Genomic DNA, 24578 nt, shown 5'->3' with positions numbered 1-24578 from the left:
CAACAGGTTCGGTCACTCTGCCATGAAAGTCTGCCCGATTTCGGGTACAGTCGGGCAGACACGAGACGATCGGCGGTGATGATGTACCCAGCAGAACGCCAGGCCGCGATCCTCGATGCCGCTCGCGCGCAGGGCGGCGAGGTCGCCGTGCAGCAGCTCAGCGATTCCCTCGGCGTCACGGCCGAGACGGTGCGCCGAGACCTCGCCTCGCTCGAGCGCCGTGGCCTCGTCCGCCGCCGGCACGGTGGGGCGACGCTCGTCTCCCGCCTCCCGTTCGAGCTCTCGATGCTGGAACGGGGCCTGGTCGAGGCCCTCGAACGCCGGGCCGTGGCCGAGGCGGTCGTCACCGATCTGCCCGAGCACGGCGTCATCCTGCTGGACAGCGGTTCGATGACCCTCGAGGTGGCGGCAGCGCTAGCCCGCCGCGCAGCAGCAGCCCGCGCCGAACCCGGATCCCCCACCCGGAATACCGGAGCCGGCCCTCTCACCGTCGTCACCACCAGCCTGCCCGTCGCGGAGCTGCTGCGCGGTCATCCGGCGCTGTCCGTGCTCGTCCTTCCCGGCACCGTCCGGCCGGTCACCCAGGCGGTCGTCGGCCCCTGGGCCGAGGAGCGGCTGGCCGAGCTTCGGGTCGACGTGGCGGTTCTCGGCGCCAACGGCGTCACGGCGGGCGTGGGCGCATTCACCACCCTGCCCGAGGAGGCGGCGATCAAACAGCGGATGCTCGCCGCCGCCCGCCGTCGCGTGCTCGCCGTCACCGCGACGAAGTTCGGCACCGACTCGCTCTGCCGCTTCGCGGGACTCGACCGCTTCGACGTGGTCATCACCGACTCCCGTCTCGACGCGGCCACCGCCGACCTCGTCACCGCCGACGGGCCGGAGCTCGTGCTCGCCCACCCCGCCGCGACGGCGCCCGCTCCCACCGTCACCGATCTCGTCAGCCCCACCCCGAGAGGAACCCCATGACCCTCGTCTCCACCGGCGACATCCTCGCCCGAGAACGCGTCGTGCTCGCCTTCAACGTCATCCAGCTCGAGCACGCCGTGGCGATCGTGCGCGGTGCAGAGGCGGCCGGCCGGCCGGTCGTTCTGCAGATCAGCGAGAACGCCGCCCGCTACCACGGCGGTCTCGCACCCGTGACGGCCGCCACCCTCGAGCTCGCACGCACCAGCGGCATCGACGCCGCCGTGCACCTCGACCATGCCGAAGACGAAGACCTCGTGCACGAGGCGGTGAACCTGGGCGCCACCTCCGTGATGTTCGACGCGGCCACGCTGCCGTACACCGAGAACGTCTCGCGCACGGCCGCGATCGCCCGCGTGGCGCAGAGCCGCGGCGTCTGGGTCGAGGCAGAGCTCGGCGCCATCGGCGGCAAGGGCGGCGCCCACACGCCCGGTGTGCGCACCGATCCCGCGGAGGCGGTCTCGTTCGTCGAGGCCACCGGGGTCGACGGGCTCGCCGTGGCCGTCGGCAGCTCCCACGCCATGACCTCGCGCAGCGCCACCCTCGACTTCGGCCTGATCGCCGAGCTGGCCGCCGCCGTTCCCGTTCCGCTGGTGCTGCACGGCTCGAGCGGCGTCAGCGACGCCGATCTCGTGCGGGCGGTCGAGCACGGGATGCGCAAGGTGAACATCTCCACGCACATCAACGGCATCTTCAGTCGGCGCATCCGGGAGCTGCTCGACGCCGATACGGCGCTCGTCGATCCGCGCAAGTACCTCGGCCCGGCCCGCGACGCCGTCGCCGCGGAGGTGGAGCGCCTGCTGACCCTGGTCGCCTGAGCAGGCCGGGGCCCGCGATCTAGACTTCCGGCATGGCCACCGTGTTCGAGCACATCGACGAGACCCTCTCCGCCTTCATCGAAGCCCAGCCCATCTGGTTCGTCGCCACCGCACCACTCGCTGCGGACGGCCACGTGAACGTCTCACCCCGCGGCCACGACACCCTCTCGGTGCTCGGCCCGAACCGCGTGGGCTGGGTCGACTACACGGGCAGCGGCGTGGAGACCATCGCCCACCTGCGTGAGAACGGCCGGGTGTGCCTGATGTTCGCCTCGTTCGGCCCGCGGCCGCGGATCGTGCGGTTGCACGGTATGGGGGCCGTGTCGCTCCCCGGCGACGCCGCTTTCGAGGAGGTGGTGGCGCGGCATCCCGCGCATCCGAGCACCCGCGCCGTGATCACCGTGGACGTGACCCGGGTGAGCGACGCGTGCGGCTGGGGCGTACCCGTGATGGAGGTGGTGGAGGAGCGCGACCTGCTCCGGTTGCGTGCCGAGAGTCGCGGGCCGGAGGGGATGGCCGACTACCGCCGGCAGAAGAACGCCGCGAGCATCGACGATCTGCCCGGTCTCGGCTGAGGCGCACGACACGACGAAGCGGCGCCAGGGTCTCCCCCGGCGCCGCCCGTCGTTCAGTTCAGTTCAGCCGATCAGCAGCTGGACTTGTACACCGCGTCAGCGCCATCACCCTCGATGTTGTCCTTGGTGAGGATGGTGAAGCCGGTCTGGATGGTGCTCTCGGTCGACTCGCCCTTCAGCGCGGCGATGGCCTGCTCCACGCCGTCCTGGCCGATGGTGGCGGGCTCCTGGGCGACGAGCGCCTGAACCGTGCCGGCCTTCAGCTGCTCCACCTGGGCGGGGCCGGCGTCGAAGCCGACGATGGTCACCTGATCCTGCTTGCCGGCCTGCTGAACGCCGGTGGCGGTGCCCTCGGCGGCGAACAGGTTGGCGGCGAAGATGCCCACGATGTCGGGGTCCTTCTGCAGCGCGGCGGTCACGATCTCAGCCGCAGTGGCCGGCTCGTTGTGGCTGTACTGCACGCCCAGGTAGTCGAACTTGCTGTCCGCCTCGGCGGCCGTCTGGAAGCCGGCGACACGAGCATCCGTGGTCGAGATGCCGGGGTCGACCGACACGACGAGAACCTTGCCGCCGTCGGGGTGGGCCTCCTGGATGGCCTTGAAGGCCGCCTCTCCACCACCGTTGTTGTCGGAGCTGATCTGCGACACGGCGAACGACGGGTCCTCCACCGTGGTGTCGACCAGCACGATCTTGATGCCGGCGTCGGCCGCCGCCTTCAGCGGAGCCTCCATGGCGGTGACGTCGGTCGGGGCGATCAGCAGGGCATCCGGCTTGGATGCGACCAGCGAGTCGACGATCGGCTTCTGCAGCGTCGGGTCGAACTTCTCGGGGCCCTGGGTGGTGACCGTGGCTCCGGCCTCCTCGGCAGCCGCTTCGATGCCGCACTGCATGGAGATGTAGAACTCGTCACCGGCGACGCCCTGCACGAAGGCGATCTTGTAGCCGTCGCTGCCGGCGTCGGTGCTCGAGCCCGAGCTGTCTCCGCCCGAGCATCCGGCGAGGGCCAGTCCGGCAGTCGCGCCGATGGCGACGACTCCCAGGAATTTCTTGTTCCACTTCATTGTGATACCTGCCTTTTTTCTCTGGTGTTGTTCGGGATTAGTGGTGCTGTATTTCACTTGTTCCGTCTGGCGAAGTGGCGCCAGAGGCTTGTGGAAGCCCCTCGGGCCGCTGAGGCCCGACGAACCTGGTCGACGTAGACCGCGGTGATCAGCACGGCGCCCACGGCGACCTGCTGCCAGAACGGCTGAACTCCCGTGATGACGAATCCGTTCTGCAGAACGGCGGGGATGAACAGACCCACGACGGTGCCGAAGATGGTGCCGTAGCCACCGAACAGCGAGGTGCCGCCGATGACGACCGCGGCGATCACGTTCAGGTTGGTCTGCGACTGGCCGGCGATGGCGGTGGTGCTGAACTGCGACAGCGAGAGGATGCCCGCGAGACCGGCCAGCGAACCCGACAGGGCGTACACCTTGATGAGGTGCCGGTCGACCTTCACGCCGACGCGGCGGGCCGCTTCCTCGCTCGAGCCCACCGCGTAGGTGTAGAGGCCGAACTTCGTCTTGTGCAGCACGATGGCACCGAAGATGATCACCACGAGCGCGATCACGGAGAGAACCGGGATGCCGCCGAGCACGTTTCCGTAGCCGATGGTGGTGGTGAGCACCGAGGGCACCTGACGGATGTCGACGCCGCCCGTGATGATCTGCGCGAGGCCGAGCGCCATGCCGAGCGAACCCAGCGTCACGATCAGGGGCGGCACCTTCGCCTTCGAGATCAGGATGCCGTTGAACGTTCCCCAGACCAGGCCCGACAAGATCGCCACGATGATGCCGACGGTCGCCGTGCCCCAGTCGTCGCCACCGATGGCCCGCATCACGATGGCCGAGACGACGCCCGAGAACACGAGCACCGAGCCGATCGAGAGGTCGATGCCGGAGGTGATGATGATGAAGGTCATGCCCACGCCGAGCACCGCGAGGATCGACGCGTTCTGCACGACGAGCCGCAGGTTCGACAGCTGCGCGAACGACTCCGGCGCCAGGGCGCTGAAGATCGCGATGATCACGATCAGCACGATCAGGATCTGGAAGGCCTGCGCCTTGATCAGCCGGGTGAAGGGCGTCTCCTTGGCCTGGGCCATGTTGATCGAGGTGGTCTCGGGGCCGGCGGCATCCTGCTGCCCGAACTCGGCCTTCTTCATGTCTGCGTCTCGGACGTCGTCGCTCATGCCGCACCCCTCGTGCTCGCGCCGGTCATCAGACCGACGAGTTCTTCCATGTTCGTGCTCTTGGTGTCGATCGCCGCGGCGCGGTGACCGAGACGCAGCACCTGGATGCGGTCGGAGACCTCCATCACGTGCGGCATCGAGTGGCTGATGAAGACGACGGCGATGCCCTTGTCGCGCACCCGCCGGATGGTCTCCAGCACGTTCTTGGTCTGCCGCACGCCGAGCGCCGCGGTGGGCTCGTCGAGGAAGACGACCTTGTTGGCCCAGTGCACCGCACGGGCGATGGCGATCGCCTGGCGCTGACCGCCCGACATCGAGCCAACCGGCGAGGTGAGCGAACGCACCGTCGCGCCCAGTTCGTCGAAGGCGCGGCGGGAGGCCACGCGCATCTCCTGCACGTTCATGAAGCCCAGCGCTCCGCCGAGACCCTTGCGCATCACCTCGCGGCCCAGGTACATGTTCTGCACCGGGTCGAGGTGGGGGGCGAGTGCCAGGTCCTGGTGCACGGTCTCGATGCCGAGGGCGCTGGCCTGCATGGGGCTCGTCAGCTGGAGGGGGTTGCCCTCGAACTTGATGGTGCCGGTGTCGATCGCGAGGTTGCCCGAGAGCGCCTTCACGAGGGTCGACTTGCCGGCGCCGTTGTCGCCGATCAGGGCGGTCACCTCGCCGGGGTAGACCTCGAAGTCGACGTCGTCGAGTGCGCGGACGTGTCCGAACGCGCGCGAGAGGCCGCGGGCCTCCAGTACCGGTGTGGTCATTTCAGTTCACTCCTTTCCAGGCCGGTTGAGCCTGCGGGTGGGGTCGTGGTGTGGTTCATGGGATGCTCCTGGTCGATCGGGTGAGCACTGGTCGTCATACGATTCCTCCGTCGGCGAGCGAGCGCGGCCAACCGGCTCCGGGAGAGGCGATCAGCACGCTTCCCGTGCCGCGCACCTCCCAGGGGCCGAAGGAGGCCGGAACGGCGAACACCTGTCCCGACGTGTACTCGACCTCGTCGGCTGCCGCCGGGTCGCCGTACGGGCTGCCGCCCACGAGCGTTCCCGAGCCCTCGAGCACGAGTGCAGCGGCGAAACCACCGTCGAGCGTCACGCCGTGGGAGACGGGAGGCGCCGCATGCAGCACGCGGAAGTAGGGGTCGGCGGCCGTGGGCAGCAGGCTCTCCGCCCGCGGGCTGCGCGCCGAGAGTTCGTTGCGGCTCACCAGGGCGTCGAGCTCGTCGGGGCCGAGCGCGTCGACCGACACGGCCGGCATCACCGTGTCGAAACCGAGGCCGAGGTGGGACTCCTCGCGGGTGGAGGTGGTCACCGACCACTCCAGCACGATCGAGAAGTCGGTCGGCTCCTGCACCTCCGCCAGGAAGATGCCACCGTCGATGGCGTGCACCGTGCCGGCCGGAACCAGCACGCCCATGCCGCGCGAGACCTCGATGCGGTTCATCCGCGAGAGCATCCACTCGGAGTCCTGGGCGTCGCGCCGCCGGTCGAGCTCGTCGCGGTCGACGGGTTCCTTCCAGCCGAGGTGCACGGCCGAGCCGGGCTCGGCGTCGAGGATGAGCCACGCCTCGGTCTTGCCGTAGGGGCAGTCGAGGTGGCTGGTGGCGAAGTCCCGCGAGGGGTGCACGTGCACGGGCAGCCGCTGACGGGCATCCAGCAGCTTCACCAGGATGCCGGTGTCGGCCGGGTTCGCCGCGAGGGCGTGGTCCAGGCCCACCCAGGCTGCCGGGTCGCCGGCCACGAGGTCACGCAGCAGATCGCCGTCGACGGTGCGGGCCAGCCCGATGTCGCCGTGGTCGGCGCGCGAGACCGTCGCCGCCAGCCACTCCTCGGGCTGGAAGTCGGAGGTCTGCTCGATGCCGCGCAGCCGCGCGATGCGGTCGCCACCCCGGTAGAAGTGATCGATCAGGTTGGGAGCCAATGCGGCCGGCTTCATGCGAGGTGCCCTTCGGCGAGTGCGGAGACGGTGGAGATGTCGGATGCGGCGGACGGACTCGGTGCCGGGATCTCGCCCGAGCCGCGCTGCAGCAGCGCGGTGGGCACGATCCATTCACGCGGCTCGTCGGACGAGGACTCCCGCAGGGCCAGCAGGCGCTCGATGGCCGCGTTTCCGATGAGGAACGGGTCCTGGTCGATGCAGCTCACGCCCGGGCGCAGCACGTCGGCGAACGAGAAGTCGCCGAACGCGATCATCGCGGTGTCCTGTCGGTGGATGCGGTGCAGCGCCGTCGTGAGCCCGATGGCCGCCTTGGCGTTCGAGGCGAAGAACGCCGTCACCGGGTTCTCGAGCCCCAGCAGCCGCTCGGCCTCGGAGAGGTAGTCGAGGCTGCCGTCGACCGTCGACGACACGAGCTCGGGGTCGAAGGGCACTCCCGCACCCTTCAGCACGTCGAGGTAGCCGTCGAGTCGGCGGTGGATGGTGGAGAAGCGCTCGTCGCGGTCGAAGAAGGCGATGCGACGATGACCGAGGTCGACGAGCTGCTGCACGGCGAGTGCCGAGGCGCCGTGGTCGTCGACGACCACGCTGTCGATCCCGGCCCGCGACCGGTCGACGGCCACCACCGGGGTGATGGCGCGGTAGGGGTCGAGGTAGGGATGCTCGGCGGCGACGGGAGCGAAGATGACGCCGGCCACCTGATGGCCGGCCACGAGGCCCAGCAGCTGCTCACGCTCACGGTCGAGGTCGAGGCTCGACGACGCCACCAGCACGCTGAGACCCTCGGCGAGCGCCCGGGTCTCGATGGCGCTCACGAGCGCGGCGAAGAACGGGTCGGCGAGCGAGTCGATGACGACGCCGATGGCGCCGCCCGTGCCCGACTTGAGCGACCGGGCCGCCGTGTTCGGCACGTAGCCGAGCTGCTGGATGGCCTGGAGCACACGCTCCCGGGTCTCGGGGTGCACCGCTTCTTCCGCGTTCACCACGCGGGAGACGGTCTTGATGCTGACGCCGGCCGACGCGGCGACGTCCTTGATTCCGGGGCGGCGGTTCTTGGTGTTGCCGGACATCGGGGCCACCTCCTCTGACAGCGTTGTCATTGACCGAGAGGCTGGCGATTCCGAACCTCGTCGTTCTTGCGTTCGCCTATACTGACTCCACGCCGACAACGTTGTCAAGTCGTCGACAGGTCTCATTTCGATAACCTCCGGGAGCAGCATGATCATCGTCGTCGCGGGAGCCGCCGGCAGCGGCAAGAGCACGCTGGGCCTCGAGCTCGCCCGAGACCTCGGAGCCGCCCTACTGGATCTCGACACCCTGACGAACCCGGTGCTCGAGGGTCTCGGCGGCGCACTCGCCGACGGCGCGCACTGGAACGACCCGAGCCTGCGCCCCGTCATCCGCCCCGCTCGGTATGCGGCCCTCCGGGCGACGCTCACCGACCAGGTGCGGGCCGGATCCGACGCCGTGCTGGTGGCGCCGTTCACGGCCGAACTCACGGGCGGCGTCGAGTGGCAGCAGCTCGTGGAGGCCGCCGGAGAGACCCCGCACGTGGTGTGGCTACGAGCCGATCCCGAGCTCCTCAGCGCGCGGCGACGGGCCCGCGGCGCCGACCGTGACGCCCATGTGGTCGACCCGCCGGCCACGGCCCCCGTCGTCGAACACCTCGAGCTCGACGCCAGCCTCCCCACCGCTGATCAGCTCGAGCAGGTCCGCCGCCGCTTCGGGCTGCCCGCTGGGCCGCACCCGGCCGCCCAGCCTGGCCGGCCCGCTCGGCCGCGCCCGGCCGCCCCTGAACCGGCGCAGTCGACGCTGTTCTCCCGCACGTTCGACGCGGCCCTGTTCGACCTCGACGGCACGCTCGTCGACTCCACAGCATCCGTCACCCGCTCCTGGGCGCAGCTCGCCCGCGAGTACGGGCTCGAGGTCGACCTGCTGGCCGAGGGCCACGGCCGCCCGGCCGCCCAGGTGATCGCCTCGTTCTTCGGAGACGACCAGGCCGTCGAGGCCCTCGCCCGGGTGACCGAGATCGAGGTGGGTGATCTCGACGACGTGATCGCGCTCGAGGGCGCCGCCGACCTGCTCGGAGCGCTTCCCGACACCGAGCGCGCCATCGTCACCAGCGGCACCCGCCTCATCGCCACCACCCGGCTCGCGGCCGCGGGACTCACCCCACCGGCCGTGCTGGTGACGTTCGACGACGTCACGAACGGCAAGCCGCATCCCGAGCCCTTCCTGCTCGCGGCCCGGCGCCTGGGCGTCGACCCGGCACGCTGCCTCGTGTTCGAAGACGCTCCGGCGGGCCTCGCCGCGGCGAAGGCGGCCGGATGCGCGACGGTCGCCATCGCCGGCACCCATGCCGCCGCCGACCTCGACGCCGACCTCGTGGTCACCTCTCCCGCGCAGGTGCGCCTCATCCCCCAGCCCTCCGGCGACTTCCGCCTCACCCCCGCCTGACCGGGCGCACCCGGGCGGGTCAGGCCGCGAGCGCCTCCAGGGTGCCGCGCGCGCCGAGCTCGGCGAGCCGCGCCCGCGCGGCCACGAACGCGGTGCGAAGCCGCTCACTCGAGCCGAGGTCGCCGAAGACCGGCGCGTAATCGAGAAACGCGCCGGGCGCATCCGATTCGACGGCCACCGCGGCCCTCAGCTCGTCGAGTCGCTTGTCGACGGGCTGCAGCACGCTGCCGTCGTCGGCCACTCCCTCGATGAATCGGCTCCACGCCGCCAGCACGAGCACCGAGTGCTCGATCGCGCCTCCGGTGCGCAACTGCTCGCGCACCACCGGCAGCAGGAACTTCGGGATGCGCTCCGAGCCGTCGACGATCTGCCGCATCAGCGTGTCCTTGATCGCCTCGCTGCCGAACCGGCGCATCAGCTCGGCACTGTACTCGTCGAGGTCGACTCCGGGCACCGGGGCGAGAGTCGGCCGCGCCTCCTCGGTCATGTAGCCGAGCAGGAAGTCGGCGAACAGCTCGTCGCGGCACACCTCGTGCACGTACACGGCACCCGAGAGCAGCCCGAGGTAGCTCATGGCCTGGTGCGAGGCGTTCAGCAGCCGCAGCTTCATCAGCTCGTACGGCTCCACGTCGGCCACGAGCTGCACCCCCACCTCGTCGAAAGCGGGCCGACCGGCGGTGAAGTCGTCCTCCAGCACCCACTGCACGAACGACTCCGAGAGCACCGGCCAGCGGTCGTCGATGCCGAACTCGCGGGCCACGCGCTCACGCGACTCGTCGGTGGTGGCCGGCGTGATGCGGTCGACCATCGAGTTCGGAAAGCTCACCTCGGCGGCGATCCACTCCGCCAGCTCCGGGTCGACGCGGCCCGCGAAGGCGAGCACCGCGGCACGGGCGACATGGCCGTTGCCCTGGATGTTGTCGCACGACATCACCGTGAACGGCACCGCACCCGAGTCCCGTCGGTCGCGCAGGCCCACGGTCACGAAGCCGAGCGCGCTCGTGGGCGCAGCGCCCGAGGCCAGCGCCTCGAGGTCGGCGAGCGTGGCCGGGTCCCGCGGCTCGAAGGCCCCGGTGGCGTCGTTGATGCCGTACCCGCCCTCGGTGATGGTGAGCGAGGCGATGCGGGTGGCGGGGTCGCGCAGGGCGGCGAGCACCGCATCCGGATGGCCGGGCGCATACACGTAGTCGACGATCGAGCCGATCACGCGAGCCTCCACCGCACCGTCGGGGGCCGTGGTCACGAGGGTGTAGAGGTCGTCCTGCGCCGAGAGCGCGTCGCGCATGGCGGCGTCGCTCTCGAGGGTGCCGACGCCGACGATGCCCCACCCGCGGTCGCCGGCGGAGAGGATGCGGTCGACGAACATCGCCTCGTGCGAGCGGTGGAAGGCGCCCACCCCGAAGTGCACGATGCCGGGCTGCACCTCGGAGCGGTCGTAGTCGGGTCGCTCGACGACCGGGTCGATCGAGTCGAGGTTCGCGGCGTTCAAGGTGGTCATCAGGACTCCAGTCGGATCGGGCGGTGTTGGCAGGCGGGGCACGGGGCGGGCGAGCGGCGGCGGTGGCGGTGGCGGTGGCGGTGGCGGCGGCGGCGGCGAGCGTTCAGGATGCGCGGACCGCCGTCACAGCACCGTGGTCAGGTGCAGCAGCAGGTCGGCGTTGCCGCGCGTGGCATCGACGATCTCGGCGTTCTTCTCGTCGACCTCCCGAACCCACTCGTCCGAGTCGCTCGGCGAGTGCCCGAACGACACCCGCCGCCGCACCAGCCGATCGTGCCGAACCTCGGGAGACACGTCGACGAACCACGACTCGCTCAGGTGCTGTCGCACGCCGGCCCAGCCGTGCTCGTCGCTCAGCAGGTAGTTGCCCTCGGTGATCACGAGCACCGCCTCGGCGGGCACGGGCACGGCACTCCCGATCGACTCCTCGAGGGCGCGGTCGAACACGGGGGCGTACACGGTCGGCGCATCCGGTGCCGCCAGCCGCCCGAGCAGCGCCACGTAGCCGTCGACGTCGAAGGTGTCGGGGGCGCCTTTGCGCGCACGACGGCCGAGCCGCTCGAGCTCCTGGTTGGCGAAGTGGAAGCCGTCCTGCCCCACGAGCACCGCCTCTCCCCCGAGCTCGGCGATCAGGGCGGCGCAGAGCGTCGACTTGCCGGCACCGGGCGTGCCCGCGATGCCCAGGATGCGGCGCTCGCCTCCCGCGATCAGCGCGCGGCACCGGGCGAGCAACTCGTCGAGCTCGACGGGCCGGGCGTCCTGCACGGGCCGGGCGCCGGGTGTCGGTGATGGCACGGGTGGCGTGTCGCTCACGTGTCCTCCTGGTCGTCGTCGACGGATGCGACGGGTCTGACCGACCGGCCGCCGCGCCTACGGTAGGCAGGTCGGCACCACCCTGTCAACCGAATTGACACCGGTGTCATGATTTTCCATGACACGGGTGTCATCCGCACTCTTCCGCGGTTATGCTTCCGGCAGACCACTTCGACTCACGAACGGAAGAACCATGACCGACTTCACCGGCCGCACCATCCTCGTCACCGGCGCGAGCGGCGGGATCGGGGGCGCAACGGTGCGCCACCTCGTCGCCGCCAACGCCACCGTGCTCGCCGCGGGCCGCAACCTCGAGCACCTCGAGTCGCTCGCCGCCGAGACCGGCGCCACTCCCCTGCCCTTCGACCTCACGAGCGAGGAGAGCGTGCGCGAGGCCATCGAGGGCCGCGACATCTGGGGCGTCGTCAACTCCGGCGGCTGGGGCGGCGAGATCGCCACCCCGCAGGACACCGACATCGACGTGTTCGACAAGGTCATCAGCATCAACGCCCGCGGCTCGCTGCTCGTCACCAAGTACGCCTCGCGCGAGATGATCCGCCAGGGCCAGGGCGGCGCCATCGTCAACATCTCCAGCCAGGCCGGCCTGGTCGCCCTCGCCGGTCACATCTCCTACGGCTCGTCGAAGGCCGCCCTCGACAACATCACCCGCGTCTCGGCGCTCGAACTCGGCCAGTACGGCATCCGGGTGAACGCGGTGAACCCCACCGTCGTCATGACGCCCATGTCGGCCTGGTACTGGGGCCGCCCCGACATCGAGGGCCCCTTCCTCGAGCAGATGCCGCTCGGCAAGTGGGCCACCGAAGACGACATCGCCGGGCCCGTCGTCTTTCTGCTCAGCGACGCCGCGGGCATGATCTCGGGCGTCTCGCTGCCCATCGACGGCGGCTACACCGCCCGCTGACCACGGTTCCGGATGCCCGTCCCGCCCTGCTCGGTGCGGGACGGGCCTCCCCGCCCGACCGCAGCATCCCACCACCACCCGCCACCGGCGTCACCACAAGCCGCCCGCCACCGCCCACCACCCGCCACCGGTCCGAAGGAGCCCCCATCGCCACCATGCGCGAGGTCGCCGCCGACGCCGGAGTGAGCCCCAAGACCGTCTCCCGCGTGCTCAACGACGACCGGCACGTGCTCCCCGCCACCCGCGAGCGCGTCGAGGAGTCCATGCGCCGCATGGCCTACGTGCCGAACGCGCTGGCCACCACCTTCCGTTCGGGCCGCTCCCCCGTGATCGGCGTCGCCGTGCCCGACATCGTCGACCCGTTCTTCGCGGCCATCGTGAACGCTGTCGAAGAGGCCGCCCTCGCCGAAGACCTGTCCACCCTCGTCACGAGCCTCGGCCACGATCCCGCCCGAGAACGCACCGCGCTCGAGTCCGTCCTCCGACGGCAGCTCAGTGGCCTGGTCATCGCACCCACCACCAACCACCACGCGTACCTCGAGCCGTGGGCCGCGCGTATCCCGATGGCCTTCGTCGACCGCGCACCGGGAGACCTGGAGGCCGACGCCTTCCTCCAGGACGACCGCGGCGGCGCCCGCGAGGCCACCGCCCACCTCATCGGCCACGGCCACCGCCGCATCGGCTTCCTGGGCGACGCCGTCTCGGCCCCCACCATCGCCGCGCGCCTCGAGGGTTACCGCGAGGCGCTGGCCGAAGCAGGCATCCCGTTCGACACCGATCTCGTCGCCCTGGGCGCCGCCACCCGCACCGGAGCCTCCGAGGCCCTCGCCCGCCTGCGCGCCCCGGCCCTCGGGGTGACGGCCGTGTTCTCCTCCGACGCCCGCTGCACCATGGCCGCGGTGCCGGCGCTCTCGGCGCATCCGATCGCCCTCACCGCCTTCGGCGACTTCCCGCTCGCCGATTCGCTCACGCCCGCCATCACGGTGGTGGCCCAGAACCCGGATGCGCTCGGCCGCCTGGCCGCCGCCCGCCTCGTCGAGCGGGTCGCGCACCCGGGTCGTCGGCTCCCCCGCCGCACGGTGCTCCCGGTCACCCTGGTCGAACGCGACTCCTGCCGCATCCCCCCGCCGCCCCCGGCCCCCTGACAGAGCACCACTCAGAGGGCGACCGCGCGGCCCTCCGCGTGCGAGAGCGCCGCCGCCCGGTAGATGTCGTGGGTCAGCGCCGCCTCCTCGGGGCGGGCCGCGCCGAAGCGCGAGCCGAGAGAACCGTGGCGCTCGGCCAGGAACGCCGCCCACATCTGCAGGATCGAGTCCGAGAAGCCCGACTCGAAGATGCCGCCGGTCACCGTCGGCCACACCGACTGGCTGCCCACGTCGATCTGCTGCCAGACCTGCTCGCGCCCGCCGCCGGGAACGTCGACCACGCTGAACACCGACACCGACTTCGGGTTCTTCGTGCTGAACCGCACCCCGCCGTCGAGCCCGATCGCCTCGAACTCCCAGGTGTTCTTCTGCCCCGGGTCGATGCGCTTGGTCTCGGTGGTCAGCGGAAACCGCACGCCGTCGTGCCGCGCCCAGCTGTGCAGCACCGCGTTGTCCCAGGTGTCGCAGTCCACGGGCGACCCGTCGGGACCGGGCCGCGTCGGGACGATGTTCTGCAGCACCGCGTACACCGACTCCGGCGCCCAGCCGAGCCGCAGCGGAACGTGCCAGGTGTGCATGCCGAGGTCGTTCATCACGCCGGCCTCGCCGCAGAACTGCGTCTGCCGCTTCCAGTTGATCGGCTTGTGCACGTCGAGGTCGCTGGAGTGCAGAAAGCTGTTGCGCGCCGACACGATCGTGCCGAGCGCGCCCGACAGCACGTAGTCGATGGCGAGCTGCGCACCGGGGAAGAACGGCATCTCGCTCGAGCACCGCACGAACGACTCCGGATGCGCGGCCATCACCGCGAGCACCGCGTGAGCGGCGTCGCCGTCGATCCCGAACGGCTTCTCGGCCAGCAGGCTCTTGCCGCTCGCGATCACGTCGCTGTAGATCTTCTCGTGCAGGTCGTGCCGCACGGCCACGTAGACGACGTCGATGCTGTCGTCGTCGAGGAGGTCTTGGTACGAGGTGGTCTTCGTCACCACCGTGTCGATCTCGTCGAACCACTCCAGCGCCGCCGGGTTGATGTCGCACACGGCGGTCAGCCGGGGCCGCACCGGGTGGTCGATCAGGGCCGGCCAGCGCTGGATGGCGGCCGCGATCTCGCGCCCCATCAGCCCGCCGCCCACGATGGCCACGTTCACGCGTTCGGCGCTCATGCGGACACCTCGCCCGAGACGGCGCGCGCGGCATCCGACTCGGCCAGGATGGCGAGCCCCTGCTCCACGTCCGCTCCGTCGTGCAGCACGGCGAGCAGCGCCGCGGTGATGCCGGCGGGGTTCTCGTGCTGCACGATGTTGCGCCCGTACACGATGCCCCGCGCGCCCGCCTCGAGCACGGCCACGGTGCGCTCCAGCAGCGTGCGGTCATCCACTCGCCCGCCGCCGCGCACGAGCACCGGGATGTCGCCGGCGACCTCGATCACGCGGCCGTACTGGCTGATGTCGTCGCTCGGGTCGGCCTTGATGAGGTCGGCGCCGAGCTCGACGCCCTGCCGCACGAGGGTGACGATCTTGTCGATGTCGCCGTCGACCATGTAGCCGCCGGCGGTCGAGTTGTCCTGCATCACGAGCGGTTCGACCATCAGCGGCATGCCGTAGCGGGTGGCCTCACGGCGCAGCGCCATGATCGAGTCGATGTTCTTCTCGCGCACCTCCGGGTGCCCGGGCAGCTCCATCAGGTTCACGCACACGGCCACGGCGTCCAGTCGCACGGCCTCCTCGATCGCGTGCGGAACGTGCTTGCTGTAGAGGATCGAGTCGAGCGGGTTGCCGTAGACGTTGGCGATGTCGGTGCGCAGCACGAGGCCGGGCTTGTTCTTGCCGGGGATGCTCTGCAGGCGGCGTGCCTGACCGATGGTGAGCTGCACCGCGTCGGGGCCGGCGTCGACCAGGGTGCGAACCACCGCATCCATGTTCTCGATGCCGGTGATGAACGAGCGCTCACCGAAGAAGCCGTGGTCGACGGCGACGTCGAGGGCCCGGCCGGAGTGCGGGTTGAAGAGGCGGTTGAGGCGGTACAGCGTCATTGCGGTGCTCCTGATCGGGGTCGGATCCATCGAACGAGGATCGGTCGGGGGTTTCGTTCGCCCCTCTGATGTGACACAGTAATACCCGTGAGACAACGTTGTCTAGCCGTCACTCCCGGCCCGTCGTCCCACGAGAGAGGCACGCTGTGAGCACGATCGTGGTGGCCGGGCACATCTGCCTCGACCTCACCCCCGAACTCGGCGCGAGCGCCCGGCTCGACCCAGGGCGCCTGATCGACGTCGGCGGCCTGCGCATGGGCCTCGGCGGCTGCGTGGCCAACACCGGGCTCGCGCTGACCGACCTCGGCGCCGAGGTGTCGCTGCACTCCACGGTCGGCGACGACGAGCTCGGACGCATCGTGGCCGACACCATCGCCCGCCGGCCCGGTCTCCACGCCGACCTGCAGGTCGTGCCCGATCACCGCACCTCCTACAGCCTCGTGCTCGAGCCGGCCGGCCACGACCGCACCTTCTGGCACCACACCGGCGCCAACGCGGTCTTCACGGGCGAGCAGCTCGACGTGGGCTCGGCCGACCTGCTGCACCTCGGCTACCCCCCGCTCCTGCCGGCCCTGCTGACGGATGGCGGAGCGCCGCTCGAAGCCGTCCTCGCCCGCGCCCGGTCACGCGGCGCCACCACCTCGCTCGACCTGGCCGTGGTCGACTCGGCGTCGGCGGTGGGGGCGGTCGACTGGCTCCAGGTGCTCCAGCGCGCGGCGGCGGTCACCGACGTGATGAGCCCGAGCCTCGACGACCTCACCTCGGCCCTCGGGCCCGCCTTGGGTATCGCGTCGCTGCCGCCCGCTCGCGCCGCATCGGCCTACGCCGACCTGCTCATCTCCTGGGGCGTGGCGGTGGTGGCCATCTCGGCCGGAGCCGAGGGGCTGCTGTTGCGCACCGCGGGCGCCGAACGTCTGGCGCGCGGCGGCCGTGTGCTCGCGCCGCTGTCCTCCCGCTGGGCCGACGCCTCGCTGCGGGTGCGGCCGCTCACGGTCGACACGGTCGTCACCACCAACGGAGCCGGCGACGCCTCGACGGCGGGCCTGCTGTTCGCCCTCACCCGCGGGTCGACGCCCACCCTCGCGGCCCACACCGCCGCAGCCACCGCCGCCGCCGTGATCTCGGGCCGCCGCCCCACCCCCGCGGTGATGACGTCGCTGCTGCCCGTGGCCGCCGCCGTCTTCGCCCCGGCCCGGCGGGTGCCGGCCGTTGCGGCCCCCGGGTCGCAGGTCACGGTCGACGAAGCCGAAGCCGAAGCCGTGGCAGCGGCAGCGGCAGCGGCCGTTCCAGCCGTGGCCGTCGAGTCCCCCGCGTGACCTGCCCCAGCGCGCCGCTCGCGCCGAAGGCCATGCCGACGCCACAATGATCGAGATGCCCAAGCCGCCCACCATGAAAGACGTCGCGGCCGCGGCCGACGTGAGCCTCAAGACCGTGTCGCGGCACGTCAACGGCGCCACGAACATCGACCCGGTGCTCGCGGCCCGCATCTCGACGGCGATCGCCTCTCTCGGCTACCGGCACAATCTGGCCGCGGCGAGCATCCGCCCGGGTCGTTCGGCGAAGGTGATCGGCCTCGTCATCAGCGACCTGGCGAACCCCTACTGGTCGGTGCTCGCGCGCTCGGTCGAACGGGTGCTCAGCGAGAACGGCTACCTGCTCATGACCGTGAGCTCCGAGGAGGACGCCGACCGCCACCGGCTGCTCGTCGACCGCCTCATCGCCCAGCGCGTCGACGGGCTCATCGTCTCGCCGCCGCGTCACGACACCACCGGCTGGGCCGTCGAGGCCGCCGCCGTGGTGCCGCTCGTGGCCATCGACCGCCCGCTCGCGCGTCAGGACTGCCCACCGACAGACACCGTGCCCGTCGACACCGCACTGCCAGACACCGTGCCCGTCGACACCGTGCTCGCCGACAACGCGGGCGGAGCCGAGGCGGCCACGCACGAACTGCTCCGCCAGGGCGCCCGCCGCATCCTGTTCCTCGGCGACTCCCTCGAGCTCTACACGATGCGCGAACGCCACGCCGGTCTCAGCCGCGCCCTCGCCACGGCGACGCCCGCGGCCACCCTCACCGTCGCCACTGCCCACACGGCGGCCGAGGCCGCCGAGATCGTGGGCGCACTCCTCCAGACCGACCGCCTCGACGCCGTGTTCGCAGCCAACAACCGCTCCTCGATCGGCGCCATCGAGGCCTTCACCCACGCGGGCACCCGCCTGCCGCTCATCGGCTTCGACGACTTCGAGTCGGCGGCGCTCGTGCGCCCCGCGGTCTCGGTGGTCGCCCAGGACGTGGCCCTCATGGGCGAGACGGCCGCCCGCGCCCTGCTCGCCCGCCTGGCCGACTCGGCTCCCGCCCCCACGACCACGGTGCTGCCCACCCGGGTGGTGCTCCGCGGCTCCGAACGCCCCTGACGCCCGGGCACAGCGGCACCGGCGCCCCGCCGGCCCGCAACCCGAGCTCGACCGACGCCCGTATCCGCCCCCGCTCACGCCTCCACGTGCGTGACCGCCTCGCTCCGCGATCCCCGCGTGCGGATCTCCTCGCTCCACTCCAGCGCCACCCCGAGCCGCCCGCTCAGCACCCGCTGCAGATCGGCCACCGCCCCGCGCGACGCGTGCACCGCCGAAGGCGCCATCCCGGTCTCGGCGCAGAACGCGGCGAGCGCCCCCACGGCCTCCCCGATCGACCACTCCACCGGATGCAGCCGGTAGGCGCCATTCGTGATGTGCGTGGTGCCGATGTTCTTGTTCGCCGCCAGGAGGTTCGACACGTCTCGCGGAATCAGGGTGCCGAGTGGAATCTGAAAGGGGAAGCAGTCGATGTCCACGTAACTCCGCCCCGCAGTCGACGGATGCAGGTCGATCCGGTAGAACCCGATCCCCACGCTGTCGTCGAACAGGGCGGGGCCGGCGAACTCCCCGCGCATCTCCCGCCCGATGTCGCCCTCGGTCACGGTGGCGAGCGCCCGGATGCGGCGCGACTCCCGCACGTACACCTCCTTCGCGAGCCCCAGCTGCTTCTGCTCCGGTGAGACTCCCACCAGCGCATCGCCCCCGCAGAGGCCCTAGCACTCATCCCAAGGGCACCATCCCCGCCATCCCCCACCCGCGCCCGCCGACCCGTCGCAAAGCGCCCTTTGAGCGCGGCCAGAGGGCGGATTGCGACGGGTCGCCGCATCTAGTGGGGTGAGGCCAGGAGCTGCGTCCACGACCCTCTGTCGTCCAGCAGGGCCAGCAGGCGACGGCGCGACGGGTGGTTCGGATCCGCACCGTCCACGGAAGCACGTCGTGCGTCCAGCACGGCGTCGACGAGAGGGCTGCTTCCCGTGCGCGACGCGGCTTCGACGACGCGTCCGAAGCCGTGCCGGTAGAAGCCGGGTTCATCCGCGAGCGCCGAGGCAACGCCCCGGAGCTGCAGCTCGCGGCGCAGGTCGAGGAGCACCACCGCATCCTGCGCCCACTCGGGAAGGCCGCGGAACCGAGCCGATCGCGGGAAGTCGGCCGGCTGAGAAGGACGGACGAACCACATGAACGACAGTGCCTCCCATCGGTCGTCGATCTCCCGCAGCGCCGTCGCGGTCAGCTCGAGCCGATCGCCCAGCACGACGCGACCGAGCCCGAGCACGTCGTCGGTCGACTCGGTGACACGGTCGAGCAGCGACGCGACGGACGTCTGCAGGGCTCGAGCACGCGGCGACACGGGCACGCCGTCGGCCGATGCCTCCCTGGTGCGGTTGCGTCGGCGGATCGCCAGGTAGGAGACGCCGACGGCGACCGGAGCGAGGGCACTCACGCCCACGACGACAGCCACGAGCACGCCCCCGGCCTGCGAGGCGTCGTGGTCTCCGGTCATCACGACGATGATCGCGATGACGCCCGCAGCCGTCAGGAGCCAGCCACAGGCTCCCAGTGCACGACGTCGCAGGTTCACTCCGGCGCGGTGAACGACCAGAGATGGTCGACGCCGCCCGTGACCGCGACCGCCGCCACGTTCTGCGACAGGTCGGAACGGTCGAACAGCTGGGTCGCGCAGGCACCGATGCCGAAGCGATCCTGGAACCACTGCGACAGCGGGCGCGAGCTCATGCCCTGCCAGACGAAGAACGGGCCCTGCTTCTTGTCGCGAGCCTTGTACGTCGCCTTCTCGTCGGCCTGGATCAGGTCGACGGGCACGGCGCCCTGGATCGCGGCCCCGACGGCAGCGAGATCGGGGGTGGTGACGGCCGGGTCCCAGAACAGCCTGATCACGAAGCCGGTGCCCTTGCCACCGGGGGCCTGCACCCCGCGATAGGTGCCGATGTACCGCTGGTCGGCCTGGCTCCACAGCTCGAAGGCAGCTGCGGCCTTCTTCTTGGCACCCAGGACTCCTGGCTCGTCGCACAGGGCGAGGAATCCTTCGGGGGAGGTCAGCCGGGCAGCGATCTGGGCATGGTCGACCACGGTGGTTCCTTCTCTCGCTCACGGGACGTTCACGATCCTAGGGCGGCACGGGCCCACCGTGGAAGACACGGCGGATCACCAGCGGGCCGAGCTCAGATCGTCAGTCCCAGAGGCCCCGCGGACCGGCGGCCTCGATCAGGAGCTCCAGCAGCTCCTCGCCGGCGACGATGCCCTTCCGGGAGGTCACGGTGAGGTTCGCACTGGTGAAACCCACCTCGTGCAGTTCGCCGTGCGCGGGGCGGAACGCCTGATCGGCCGTCTCGAGCATGGGCTGGTCGAGCAACGAGTCCCCCGCGGCCAGCACGATGCCGTCGCCCAGCCTGCACCGCACCTCGGCGACCGCTGCGCTCTTCGTGACGGCCTGGGGCACGCAGTAGAGTTTGCGGCCCTGCACGGAGACGGTCCAGCCGAGGGAGTGGCAGAGCGCTTCGAGCTCGTCGGCCCACTCCGGCGGCATGGCCTCCCGGTCGACGATGGCGTAGACGAACAGGTCGTCCGCGATGTTGACCTTCACGATCCAGGGTGTGACGCTGCTGTCGCCGAGCAGTGCTGCGATCTCGGCGAGCGGTGCGGCGTTCTGCGCGACCTCGGCGTGCACGACCGCCGACCACTCCACGTCCGGCTCGCCGTCGACCAGGATCTCGCCGCCGTTGCTCGTGACCGCGAAGGCGGGTGGTGCACCCGGCAGCCGCACCCGCCGGTACTGCGCCACCGTGCGCGTGGTGACGGGCACGAAGACGGCACGGCTCGACAGCATCACGAGGAGCTGCTCGGCTCGCCGCGTCATGAACGAGATCGGGGCACCGCCGTACACCTCCGACACGACGATGGAGGGCGCCTGATCATCCGGAGTCTCCAGCCAGAAGGCGCGCGGCGAGTAGATCAGGGTGCGATCGAGGTCGCACGCGGCGATCACGGCGTCCTTCGCCGACCGGGTACGCGGCCCACGGGCTCCGGATGCGCTCCCCCGGCTCACTGGACGGCCCCCGCTGTCTCGCCCTCAAGCGGACGGACGAGACCCACGCAGCTGTAGGGCAGGTCGTCGACCTCCTCCACCTCCACACCGCGTTGCCGCGCGAGGTGGAGCACGTGCGCGATGTCGTCACGCGCATCCGGCCGCACCAGCACCTTCCACGGCACTCGCCTCAACAGCACCCGCGTGGTCTCCCCCACGCCCGGCTTCACCAGGTTCACGCTCTCGATCCCGTAGTCGACGCGGATGCGCTCCACCGAATCCCGGCCCACCCACGTCGGGGTGCGATCGCTCGCCAGGGCGGCCCGGACACCGTCCGCCACCTCGTCGCGGGTCTCCTCGAAGTAGCCGCAGATGGTGTCGAGGAACTCGTTCGACACATCGTGCCCGGAGAGCTCGGAGTAGAACTTCGCGCCGTGGAAGGCGTCGTCGGCGATCAGCCGGCGGTTGTAGACCGTGCGCGAGACCAGACCCGAGACCGTCGAATTCAGACACGCCGAGGGGATGAGGTAGTCCTCTCGCGTGCCGAAGACGCTCACGCAGTGGCCAGGGTCGGCGAGCACGGCGAGGCCGTCCGGGAACCGGATGCCGTCGCTCTGCTCGAACAGGCGGAGCGCCTCGGTGAGCTCGGTGGCGATCGCGCCCTTGCCGGTCCAGCCGTCGACGAAGGCGATCTGCTCGGGCCGGTGGTGGGAGGCGAGGTAGCGCAGCGCCGTGCGGTCCACCCCCACCCCCCGCACGATGCTCATCGTGTAGTGAGGCAGTTCGAGCCCGCGGATCTGCCGCGCCCAGCGGCGCATCAGGATGCCGATCGGCGTGCCGGCCCGCGCCAGCGACACGAGCACGGGCTGTCCGTCGCGCTCCGCCGTGACCAACTCGGTCACCACGCCGACGGCGATCGCCAGTCGGCGCCCGGACCGCTGGAGCGCCTCACGGTAGAGGGCCTCGTAGTCGGCGGAGGGCACGTACTCGATGGGCAGCGACTCGGCATAGTTGGCCTGTCCGCTCTGGATGGCCCTCTCCCGCTCGTCGCTCGGGGCCTCCAGCACCACGTCTCCGAGGTCTTGCAGCAGCCACCGGACATCGTCGGCCGCATACGAGCCGAAGGCCGGGCCGACGAGCGGCACGGGTGAGGGAATGCTGTTGGGCGTCACGGCTGGAGGATCCATTCGTCTGGTGTCGGGAGACCGGCGGGCAGCAGCGCCACCACCACGTGGCCGGTCACGCGGCGGAGGGCCTCGACGACCCCATCGGGAGCAAGGAGACGATCGATGTCGCTGCCGGGCTCCGGCATCAGCACGATCGTGTCGAAGCGACGGCCTCCACGGGTGAGGTTGTACGCGAAGCGATCCCCGGGCCCGTCGACGGTCAGGTCGCTGCTGCGGAAGCGGATACGGCTGGCGATGGCGTAATCAGGACGATCGAGCGGGGCGATGGGCGACCGGGTCGTGGTGGAGAACAGCACCCGCCAGGAACTCGCCAGCCTGTCCAGTTCCTCGGCGACCAGGAGCGGCAGCGCGATGAACTCCTCGCTGCCCAGCACGAGAACATCCGTTCCGGCCGACGAACCCCGCTCGGCCGGCCAGCCGAGGTGAGAACGGATGCTCGCTGCGATGCCTGCGACCAGGTCCGGCTCGGGCGACGGCACCACCAGCCCGTGACGGGCGCTCCGGATCGGCAGAGCGACCTCCGGCTCGACGATCACCGTGTCGCCGAGCTCGGCGGCGGCGCCGTCGACGTCGGCGGCTGCGGCTGCGTCTGCGTCAGTGCCGGCGTCAGCGGGCTCCGCGAACCCCGCGATCAGCTCGGCGGCGCGCCCCACCGGATCGGGCGGGAGTTCCACCGACCCCCGGCCCAGCGCGACGACCGTGATGCGCGTGCCGAGTTCGTCGGCGAGAGCGTCGAAGCGCGCCCGATCGGTGTCGGAGCGCAGATCGACGAGGGCGGCGACCACCCACGCCGCCTGGGGCCGAACGCCCTGAAGGGTGCGGATCGTGTTGATCACGGTGGTTCCGGTGCTGATCTCGTCATCGACCAGCACGACCGTGCCACGATCACGCAGCCACGCGCCGCGGGTGGGGTGCAGGCGGTGGCTACTCGCGTGGGAGTGCTCCTCCTCGAACCCGAACGACGGGGCTACGGAGACTGCGACGTGCCGCGTGGAGTGCAGATAGGGCGAGCCGATCACGCCCGCCACGAGCTGGCCGAGTCCCGTGGCGGTCTCGGCATACCCGATCGTGACGACGGCCGGATGCTCGCTCCGCCGTCGCCCGACGGCCTCACGCAGGCCCGCCAGCCCCGACGTGTCCTGGCTCTCGAGGACTCCGGCGAAACGGGCGTGCAGCGTCGTGTCGGCGGGTGCGCCGTCGAGCGATGCCGCCACGAGCAGCCCGAGCAGTTCCCCCGCCACGACGGCGACGGACGGCACCGTCGGAACGTGTTTCGCGAGCACCGTCGACACCAGCAGCTGCGCGCGTCTCGGGTTGATCCGCAGCGCCAGCCCGACCAGCGACCGCACCGGCACGAGGCTGCCTGCGGGGTCCGATCTCACGACGATGCCGGCGGCCTCGCTCACGAAGCCGCCCGTCCAGGGCGTCACCGCATGCTCGCTTCGAGCACGTCGACGAAGGTGGCGTGCTCGGCGGCCACGCCGAACGCCCGCGCGCGCAGCAGCGTCTTGCGCGCCCAGGTCTGATGCGGCTTCATCTCGTTCATCTTGTTGCGGTACGGCGATGCAGCGGCTCCCCCGCCGACGTCGGCGGCGATCGTCTCCGCGTCGAGGAACTCCTCGTGGCTGACCACGGAGAGGGCATGCACCACGGGGACGTGGGTGGGGTGGATGACGGTCTTGCCCAGCAGACCGTTGGCCTGGTCGAGGGTGATCTCCCGGATGAGGCCGTCGAGCCCTTTCAGCATCAGCCGCTGCCGCAGCTCCTTCTCCTTCGCGTCGACGAAGGGCGTCAGGCGCAGCTGCGGGCGGAGGATTCGTTCGGTGCTGTCGTAGTGCTCCCAGACCGGGCCGGTGATCACGAAGTCGTCCTCGGGGCGACCGAGCACGTTCACGATGTCGGCGATCACGGCTGAGAGGACCTTCACGTCGTACACCGTGAGATCCCGCGAGCGACGGAGCCCGTAGGCGCTGCCGAGGTCGGTGGCACCGATGCGCAGGGCGAGCACGTCGTCACGGTTGGCCCGCACCACCTCGACGATGCCGGCGAGGGCCGACGACCGCGTCTCGGTGTGCATCATCTCCGGCGACTCCAGGATCGGCATCACCCGGAGGCGGCGGGCGCCCGCGCCTCCTCCTGCCTGGTCGTACTCGCGATGGATGCCGTGCAGGGCGTCGAAGAACTGCTCGGCCAGCCCGCCGTCCTTGAGGAACTTCGGCAGCACGAAGCCGCTGAGCAGGTCGATCCCCGGCCCCGCCAGGTCGGCCAGCTGCCGCATCTGCTGCGGCGTGCGCACCCGGACGAAGAGCAGAGGCAGCTCCGGGATGCCGCCGTCCTCCGCCAGACTCCGCAGCGCGTCGGCGACGTTCCGTTCGGCGAACTCCACGTCGCTGTCGGCGATCGAGTCCTCGAGGCAGAGCACCATGCTGACGCAGCCGCGCCGCGCCTGCTTCCGCACATCCTGGGCCAAGGAGGTGCGGGTGCCCGGGCAGTAGAGCGTGCCGCCGAGGGCAGCCGCAAGCAGTTCCGGCGGAGAATCGATGGCGAGCGGTTCCGGGAGGCGGTGGAACAGCCGTGCCGACTCCGCTTCACCGATGAATTCCAGATGGCGCAT

General features: G+C 71.0%; 24 protein-coding genes. 8 read left to right on the top strand and 16 right to left on the bottom strand.

What is annotated here, in order from left to right:
* The first annotated feature begins 78 nt into the window (after window positions 1–78).
* The 3 genes from ACEXOR_RS14695 to ACEXOR_RS14685 are packed head-to-tail and all read left to right on the top strand — an operon-like array spanning window position 79 to window position 2356.
* Window positions 79–966 (top strand): DeoR/GlpR family DNA-binding transcription regulator, encoded by an 888-nt coding sequence (locus tag ACEXOR_RS14695; protein ID WP_374850448.1) that lies wholly within the window; start codon window positions 79–81, stop codon window positions 964–966.
* Window positions 963–1781, top strand: a complete 819-nt coding sequence (locus ACEXOR_RS14690; RefSeq protein ID WP_374850447.1) for a class II fructose-bisphosphate aldolase — start codon at window positions 963–965, stop codon at window positions 1779–1781. Before ACEXOR_RS14695 ends, ACEXOR_RS14690 begins: the two co-directional genes overlap by 4 nt.
* Before the next feature lie 32 nt (window positions 1782–1813).
* Window positions 1814–2356, top strand: a complete 543-nt coding sequence (locus ACEXOR_RS14685; RefSeq protein ID WP_374850446.1) for a pyridoxamine 5'-phosphate oxidase family protein — start codon at window positions 1814–1816, stop codon at window positions 2354–2356.
* A gap of 71 nt (window positions 2357–2427) precedes the next feature.
* On the opposite strand, the gene ACEXOR_RS14680 is transcribed toward ACEXOR_RS14685, so the two are convergent.
* The 5 genes from ACEXOR_RS14680 to ACEXOR_RS14660 all read right to left on the bottom strand — a co-directional run bounded on the left by ACEXOR_RS14680 (window position 2428) and on the right by ACEXOR_RS14660 (window position 7618).
* The gene (locus ACEXOR_RS14680) at window positions 2428–3417 is read right to left on the bottom strand and encodes an ABC transporter substrate-binding protein (protein ID WP_374850445.1); all 990 of its coding nucleotides are present in this window, start codon (window positions 3415–3417) and stop codon (window positions 2428–2430) included.
* 53 nt (window positions 3418–3470) lie between these two features.
* Window positions 3471–4589, bottom strand: coding sequence for an ABC transporter permease (locus ACEXOR_RS14675; RefSeq protein ID WP_374850444.1), 1119 nt, complete (start codon window positions 4587–4589; stop codon window positions 3471–3473).
* Window positions 4586–5347, bottom strand: a complete 762-nt coding sequence (locus ACEXOR_RS14670) for an ATP-binding cassette domain-containing protein (protein WP_374850443.1) — start codon at window positions 5345–5347, stop codon at window positions 4586–4588. The genes ACEXOR_RS14675 and ACEXOR_RS14670 overlap by 4 nt, the downstream gene beginning before the upstream one ends.
* Before the next feature lie 94 nt (window positions 5348–5441).
* Window positions 5442–6518, bottom strand: coding sequence for a phosphoheptose isomerase (locus ACEXOR_RS14665; RefSeq protein ID WP_374850441.1), 1077 nt, complete (start codon window positions 6516–6518; stop codon window positions 5442–5444).
* Window positions 6515–7618, bottom strand: a complete 1104-nt coding sequence (locus ACEXOR_RS14660) for a LacI family DNA-binding transcriptional regulator (RefSeq protein ID WP_374850440.1) — start codon at window positions 7616–7618, stop codon at window positions 6515–6517. The genes ACEXOR_RS14665 and ACEXOR_RS14660 overlap by 4 nt, the downstream gene beginning before the upstream one ends.
* A gap of 118 nt (window positions 7619–7736) precedes the next feature.
* Here ACEXOR_RS14660 and ACEXOR_RS14655 point away from each other — a divergent pair, with 118 nt between their 5' ends.
* On the top strand, window positions 7737–8975 hold the full coding sequence (locus tag ACEXOR_RS14655) for an HAD-IA family hydrolase (RefSeq protein WP_374850439.1): 1239 nt from the start codon (window positions 7737–7739) through the stop codon (window positions 8973–8975).
* Between the two features lie 19 nt (window positions 8976–8994).
* On the opposite strand, the gene ACEXOR_RS14650 is transcribed toward ACEXOR_RS14655, so the two are convergent.
* Window positions 8995–10473, bottom strand: a complete 1479-nt coding sequence (locus ACEXOR_RS14650) for a mannitol dehydrogenase family protein (protein ID WP_374850438.1) — start codon at window positions 10471–10473, stop codon at window positions 8995–8997.
* Window positions 10474–10596: 123 nt separating this feature from the next.
* On the bottom strand, window positions 10597–11286 hold the full coding sequence (locus tag ACEXOR_RS14645) for a nucleoside/nucleotide kinase family protein (RefSeq protein ID WP_374850437.1): 690 nt from the start codon (window positions 11284–11286) through the stop codon (window positions 10597–10599).
* 193 nt (window positions 11287–11479) lie between these two features.
* Here ACEXOR_RS14645 and ACEXOR_RS14640 point away from each other — a divergent pair, with 193 nt between their 5' ends.
* Entirely contained in the window at window positions 11480–12208 is a 729-nt protein-coding gene (locus ACEXOR_RS14640) for an SDR family oxidoreductase (protein WP_374850436.1), read from the top strand.
* A 155-nt stretch (window positions 12209–12363) separates the two neighbouring features.
* Window positions 12364–13353, top strand: a complete 990-nt coding sequence (locus ACEXOR_RS14635) for a LacI family DNA-binding transcriptional regulator (protein WP_374850435.1) — start codon at window positions 12364–12366, stop codon at window positions 13351–13353.
* Between the two features lie 11 nt (window positions 13354–13364).
* Here the strand turns inward: ACEXOR_RS14635 and ACEXOR_RS14630 are convergent, their stop codons facing one another.
* Both ACEXOR_RS14630 and ACEXOR_RS14625 read right to left on the bottom strand, forming a co-directional pair.
* The gene (locus ACEXOR_RS14630; RefSeq protein WP_374850434.1) at window positions 13365–14513 is read right to left on the bottom strand and encodes a Gfo/Idh/MocA family protein; all 1149 of its coding nucleotides are present in this window, start codon (window positions 14511–14513) and stop codon (window positions 13365–13367) included.
* Complete coding sequence (locus ACEXOR_RS14625) at window positions 14510–15382, bottom strand: class I fructose-bisphosphate aldolase (RefSeq protein WP_374850433.1); 873 nt, start codon at window positions 15380–15382, stop codon at window positions 14510–14512. Before ACEXOR_RS14625 ends, ACEXOR_RS14630 begins: the two co-directional genes overlap by 4 nt.
* A gap of 146 nt (window positions 15383–15528) precedes the next feature.
* On the opposite strand from ACEXOR_RS14625, the gene ACEXOR_RS14620 reads away from it, so the two are divergent.
* Together ACEXOR_RS14620 and ACEXOR_RS14615 are read left to right on the top strand one after the other, a co-directional pair.
* The gene (locus tag ACEXOR_RS14620; protein ID WP_374850432.1) at window positions 15529–16698 is read left to right on the top strand and encodes a carbohydrate kinase family protein; all 1170 of its coding nucleotides are present in this window, start codon (window positions 15529–15531) and stop codon (window positions 16696–16698) included.
* Window positions 16699–16753: 55 nt separating this feature from the next.
* A complete protein-coding gene (locus tag ACEXOR_RS14615) occupies window positions 16754–17794 on the top strand; it encodes a LacI family DNA-binding transcriptional regulator (protein WP_374850431.1) in 1041 nt (346 codons plus the stop codon).
* A 74-nt stretch (window positions 17795–17868) separates the two neighbouring features.
* Here ACEXOR_RS14615 and ACEXOR_RS14610 read toward each other — a convergent pair whose 3' ends face one another.
* From ACEXOR_RS14610 to ACEXOR_RS14580, 7 genes are all read right to left on the bottom strand, one after another.
* Window positions 17869–18423, bottom strand: a complete 555-nt coding sequence (locus ACEXOR_RS14610) for an FAD-dependent oxidoreductase (protein ID WP_374850430.1) — start codon at window positions 18421–18423, stop codon at window positions 17869–17871.
* 137 nt (window positions 18424–18560) lie between these two features.
* Window positions 18561–19235 carry a hypothetical protein gene (locus ACEXOR_RS14605; RefSeq protein WP_374850429.1) on the bottom strand — a complete coding sequence of 225 codons (675 nt, stop codon included), beginning with the start codon at window positions 19233–19235 and terminating at the stop codon, window positions 18561–18563.
* Window positions 19236–19309: 74 nt separating this feature from the next.
* Window positions 19310–19822, bottom strand: a complete 513-nt coding sequence (locus ACEXOR_RS14600; protein WP_374850427.1) for a hypothetical protein — start codon at window positions 19820–19822, stop codon at window positions 19310–19312.
* A gap of 100 nt (window positions 19823–19922) precedes the next feature.
* Complete coding sequence (locus ACEXOR_RS14595) at window positions 19923–20798, bottom strand: HAD family hydrolase (protein WP_374850426.1); 876 nt, start codon at window positions 20796–20798, stop codon at window positions 19923–19925.
* Entirely contained in the window at window positions 20795–21949 is a 1155-nt protein-coding gene (locus ACEXOR_RS14590) for a cysteine protease StiP family protein (protein ID WP_374850425.1), read from the bottom strand. The genes ACEXOR_RS14595 and ACEXOR_RS14590 overlap by 4 nt, the downstream gene beginning before the upstream one ends.
* On the bottom strand, window positions 21946–23394 hold the full coding sequence (locus ACEXOR_RS14585; RefSeq protein WP_374850424.1) for a phosphoribosyltransferase domain-containing protein: 1449 nt from the start codon (window positions 23392–23394) through the stop codon (window positions 21946–21948). The genes ACEXOR_RS14590 and ACEXOR_RS14585 overlap by 4 nt, the downstream gene beginning before the upstream one ends.
* Window positions 23391–24578 (bottom strand): HpcH/HpaI aldolase/citrate lyase family protein, encoded by a 1188-nt coding sequence (locus ACEXOR_RS14580; RefSeq protein ID WP_374850423.1) that lies wholly within the window; start codon window positions 24576–24578, stop codon window positions 23391–23393. The genes ACEXOR_RS14585 and ACEXOR_RS14580 overlap by 4 nt, the downstream gene beginning before the upstream one ends.

The organism is Herbiconiux liangxiaofengii (assembly GCF_041927335.1).
GTDB lineage: Bacteria > Actinomycetota > Actinomycetes > Actinomycetales > Microbacteriaceae > Herbiconiux > Herbiconiux liangxiaofengii.
This window is presented reverse-complemented; position numbering and strand designations above follow the sequence as displayed.

Coding starts and splice junctions, on each gene's coding strand:
- ACEXOR_RS14695 (WP_374850448.1), top strand. CDS start 79: ATGATGTACCCAGCAGAACGCCAGGCCGCGATCCTCGATGCCGCTCGC.
- ACEXOR_RS14635 (WP_374850435.1), top strand. CDS start 12,364: ATGCGCGAGGTCGCCGCCGACGCCGGAGTGAGCCCCAAGACCGTCTCC.
- ACEXOR_RS14650 (WP_374850438.1), bottom strand. CDS start 10,473: ATGACCACCTTGAACGCCGCGAACCTCGACTCGATCGACCCGGTCGTC.
- ACEXOR_RS14640 (WP_374850436.1), top strand. CDS start 11,480: ATGACCGACTTCACCGGCCGCACCATCCTCGTCACCGGCGCGAGCGGC.
- ACEXOR_RS14605 (WP_374850429.1), bottom strand. CDS start 19,235: ATGACCGGAGACCACGACGCCTCGCAGGCCGGGGGCGTGCTCGTGGCT.
- ACEXOR_RS14675 (WP_374850444.1), bottom strand. CDS start 4,589: ATGAGCGACGACGTCCGAGACGCAGACATGAAGAAGGCCGAGTTCGGG.
- ACEXOR_RS14665 (WP_374850441.1), bottom strand. CDS start 6,518: ATGAAGCCGGCCGCATTGGCTCCCAACCTGATCGATCACTTCTACCGG.
- ACEXOR_RS14630 (WP_374850434.1), bottom strand. CDS start 14,513: ATGAGCGCCGAACGCGTGAACGTGGCCATCGTGGGCGGCGGGCTGATG.
- ACEXOR_RS14625 (WP_374850433.1), bottom strand. CDS start 15,382: ATGACGCTGTACCGCCTCAACCGCCTCTTCAACCCGCACTCCGGCCGG.
- ACEXOR_RS14685 (WP_374850446.1), top strand. CDS start 1,814: ATGGCCACCGTGTTCGAGCACATCGACGAGACCCTCTCCGCCTTCATC.
- ACEXOR_RS14680 (WP_374850445.1), bottom strand. CDS start 3,417: ATGAAGTGGAACAAGAAATTCCTGGGAGTCGTCGCCATCGGCGCGACT.
- ACEXOR_RS14660 (WP_374850440.1), bottom strand. CDS start 7,618: ATGACAACGCTGTCAGAGGAGGTGGCCCCGATGTCCGGCAACACCAAG.
- ACEXOR_RS14655 (WP_374850439.1), top strand. CDS start 7,737: ATGATCATCGTCGTCGCGGGAGCCGCCGGCAGCGGCAAGAGCACGCTG.
- ACEXOR_RS14615 (WP_374850431.1), top strand. CDS start 16,754: ATGCCCAAGCCGCCCACCATGAAAGACGTCGCGGCCGCGGCCGACGTG.
- ACEXOR_RS14670 (WP_374850443.1), bottom strand. CDS start 5,347: ATGACCACACCGGTACTGGAGGCCCGCGGCCTCTCGCGCGCGTTCGGA.
- ACEXOR_RS14580 (WP_374850423.1), bottom strand. CDS start 24,578: ATGCGCCATCTGGAATTCATCGGTGAAGCGGAGTCGGCACGGCTGTTC.
- ACEXOR_RS14690 (WP_374850447.1), top strand. CDS start 963: ATGACCCTCGTCTCCACCGGCGACATCCTCGCCCGAGAACGCGTCGTG.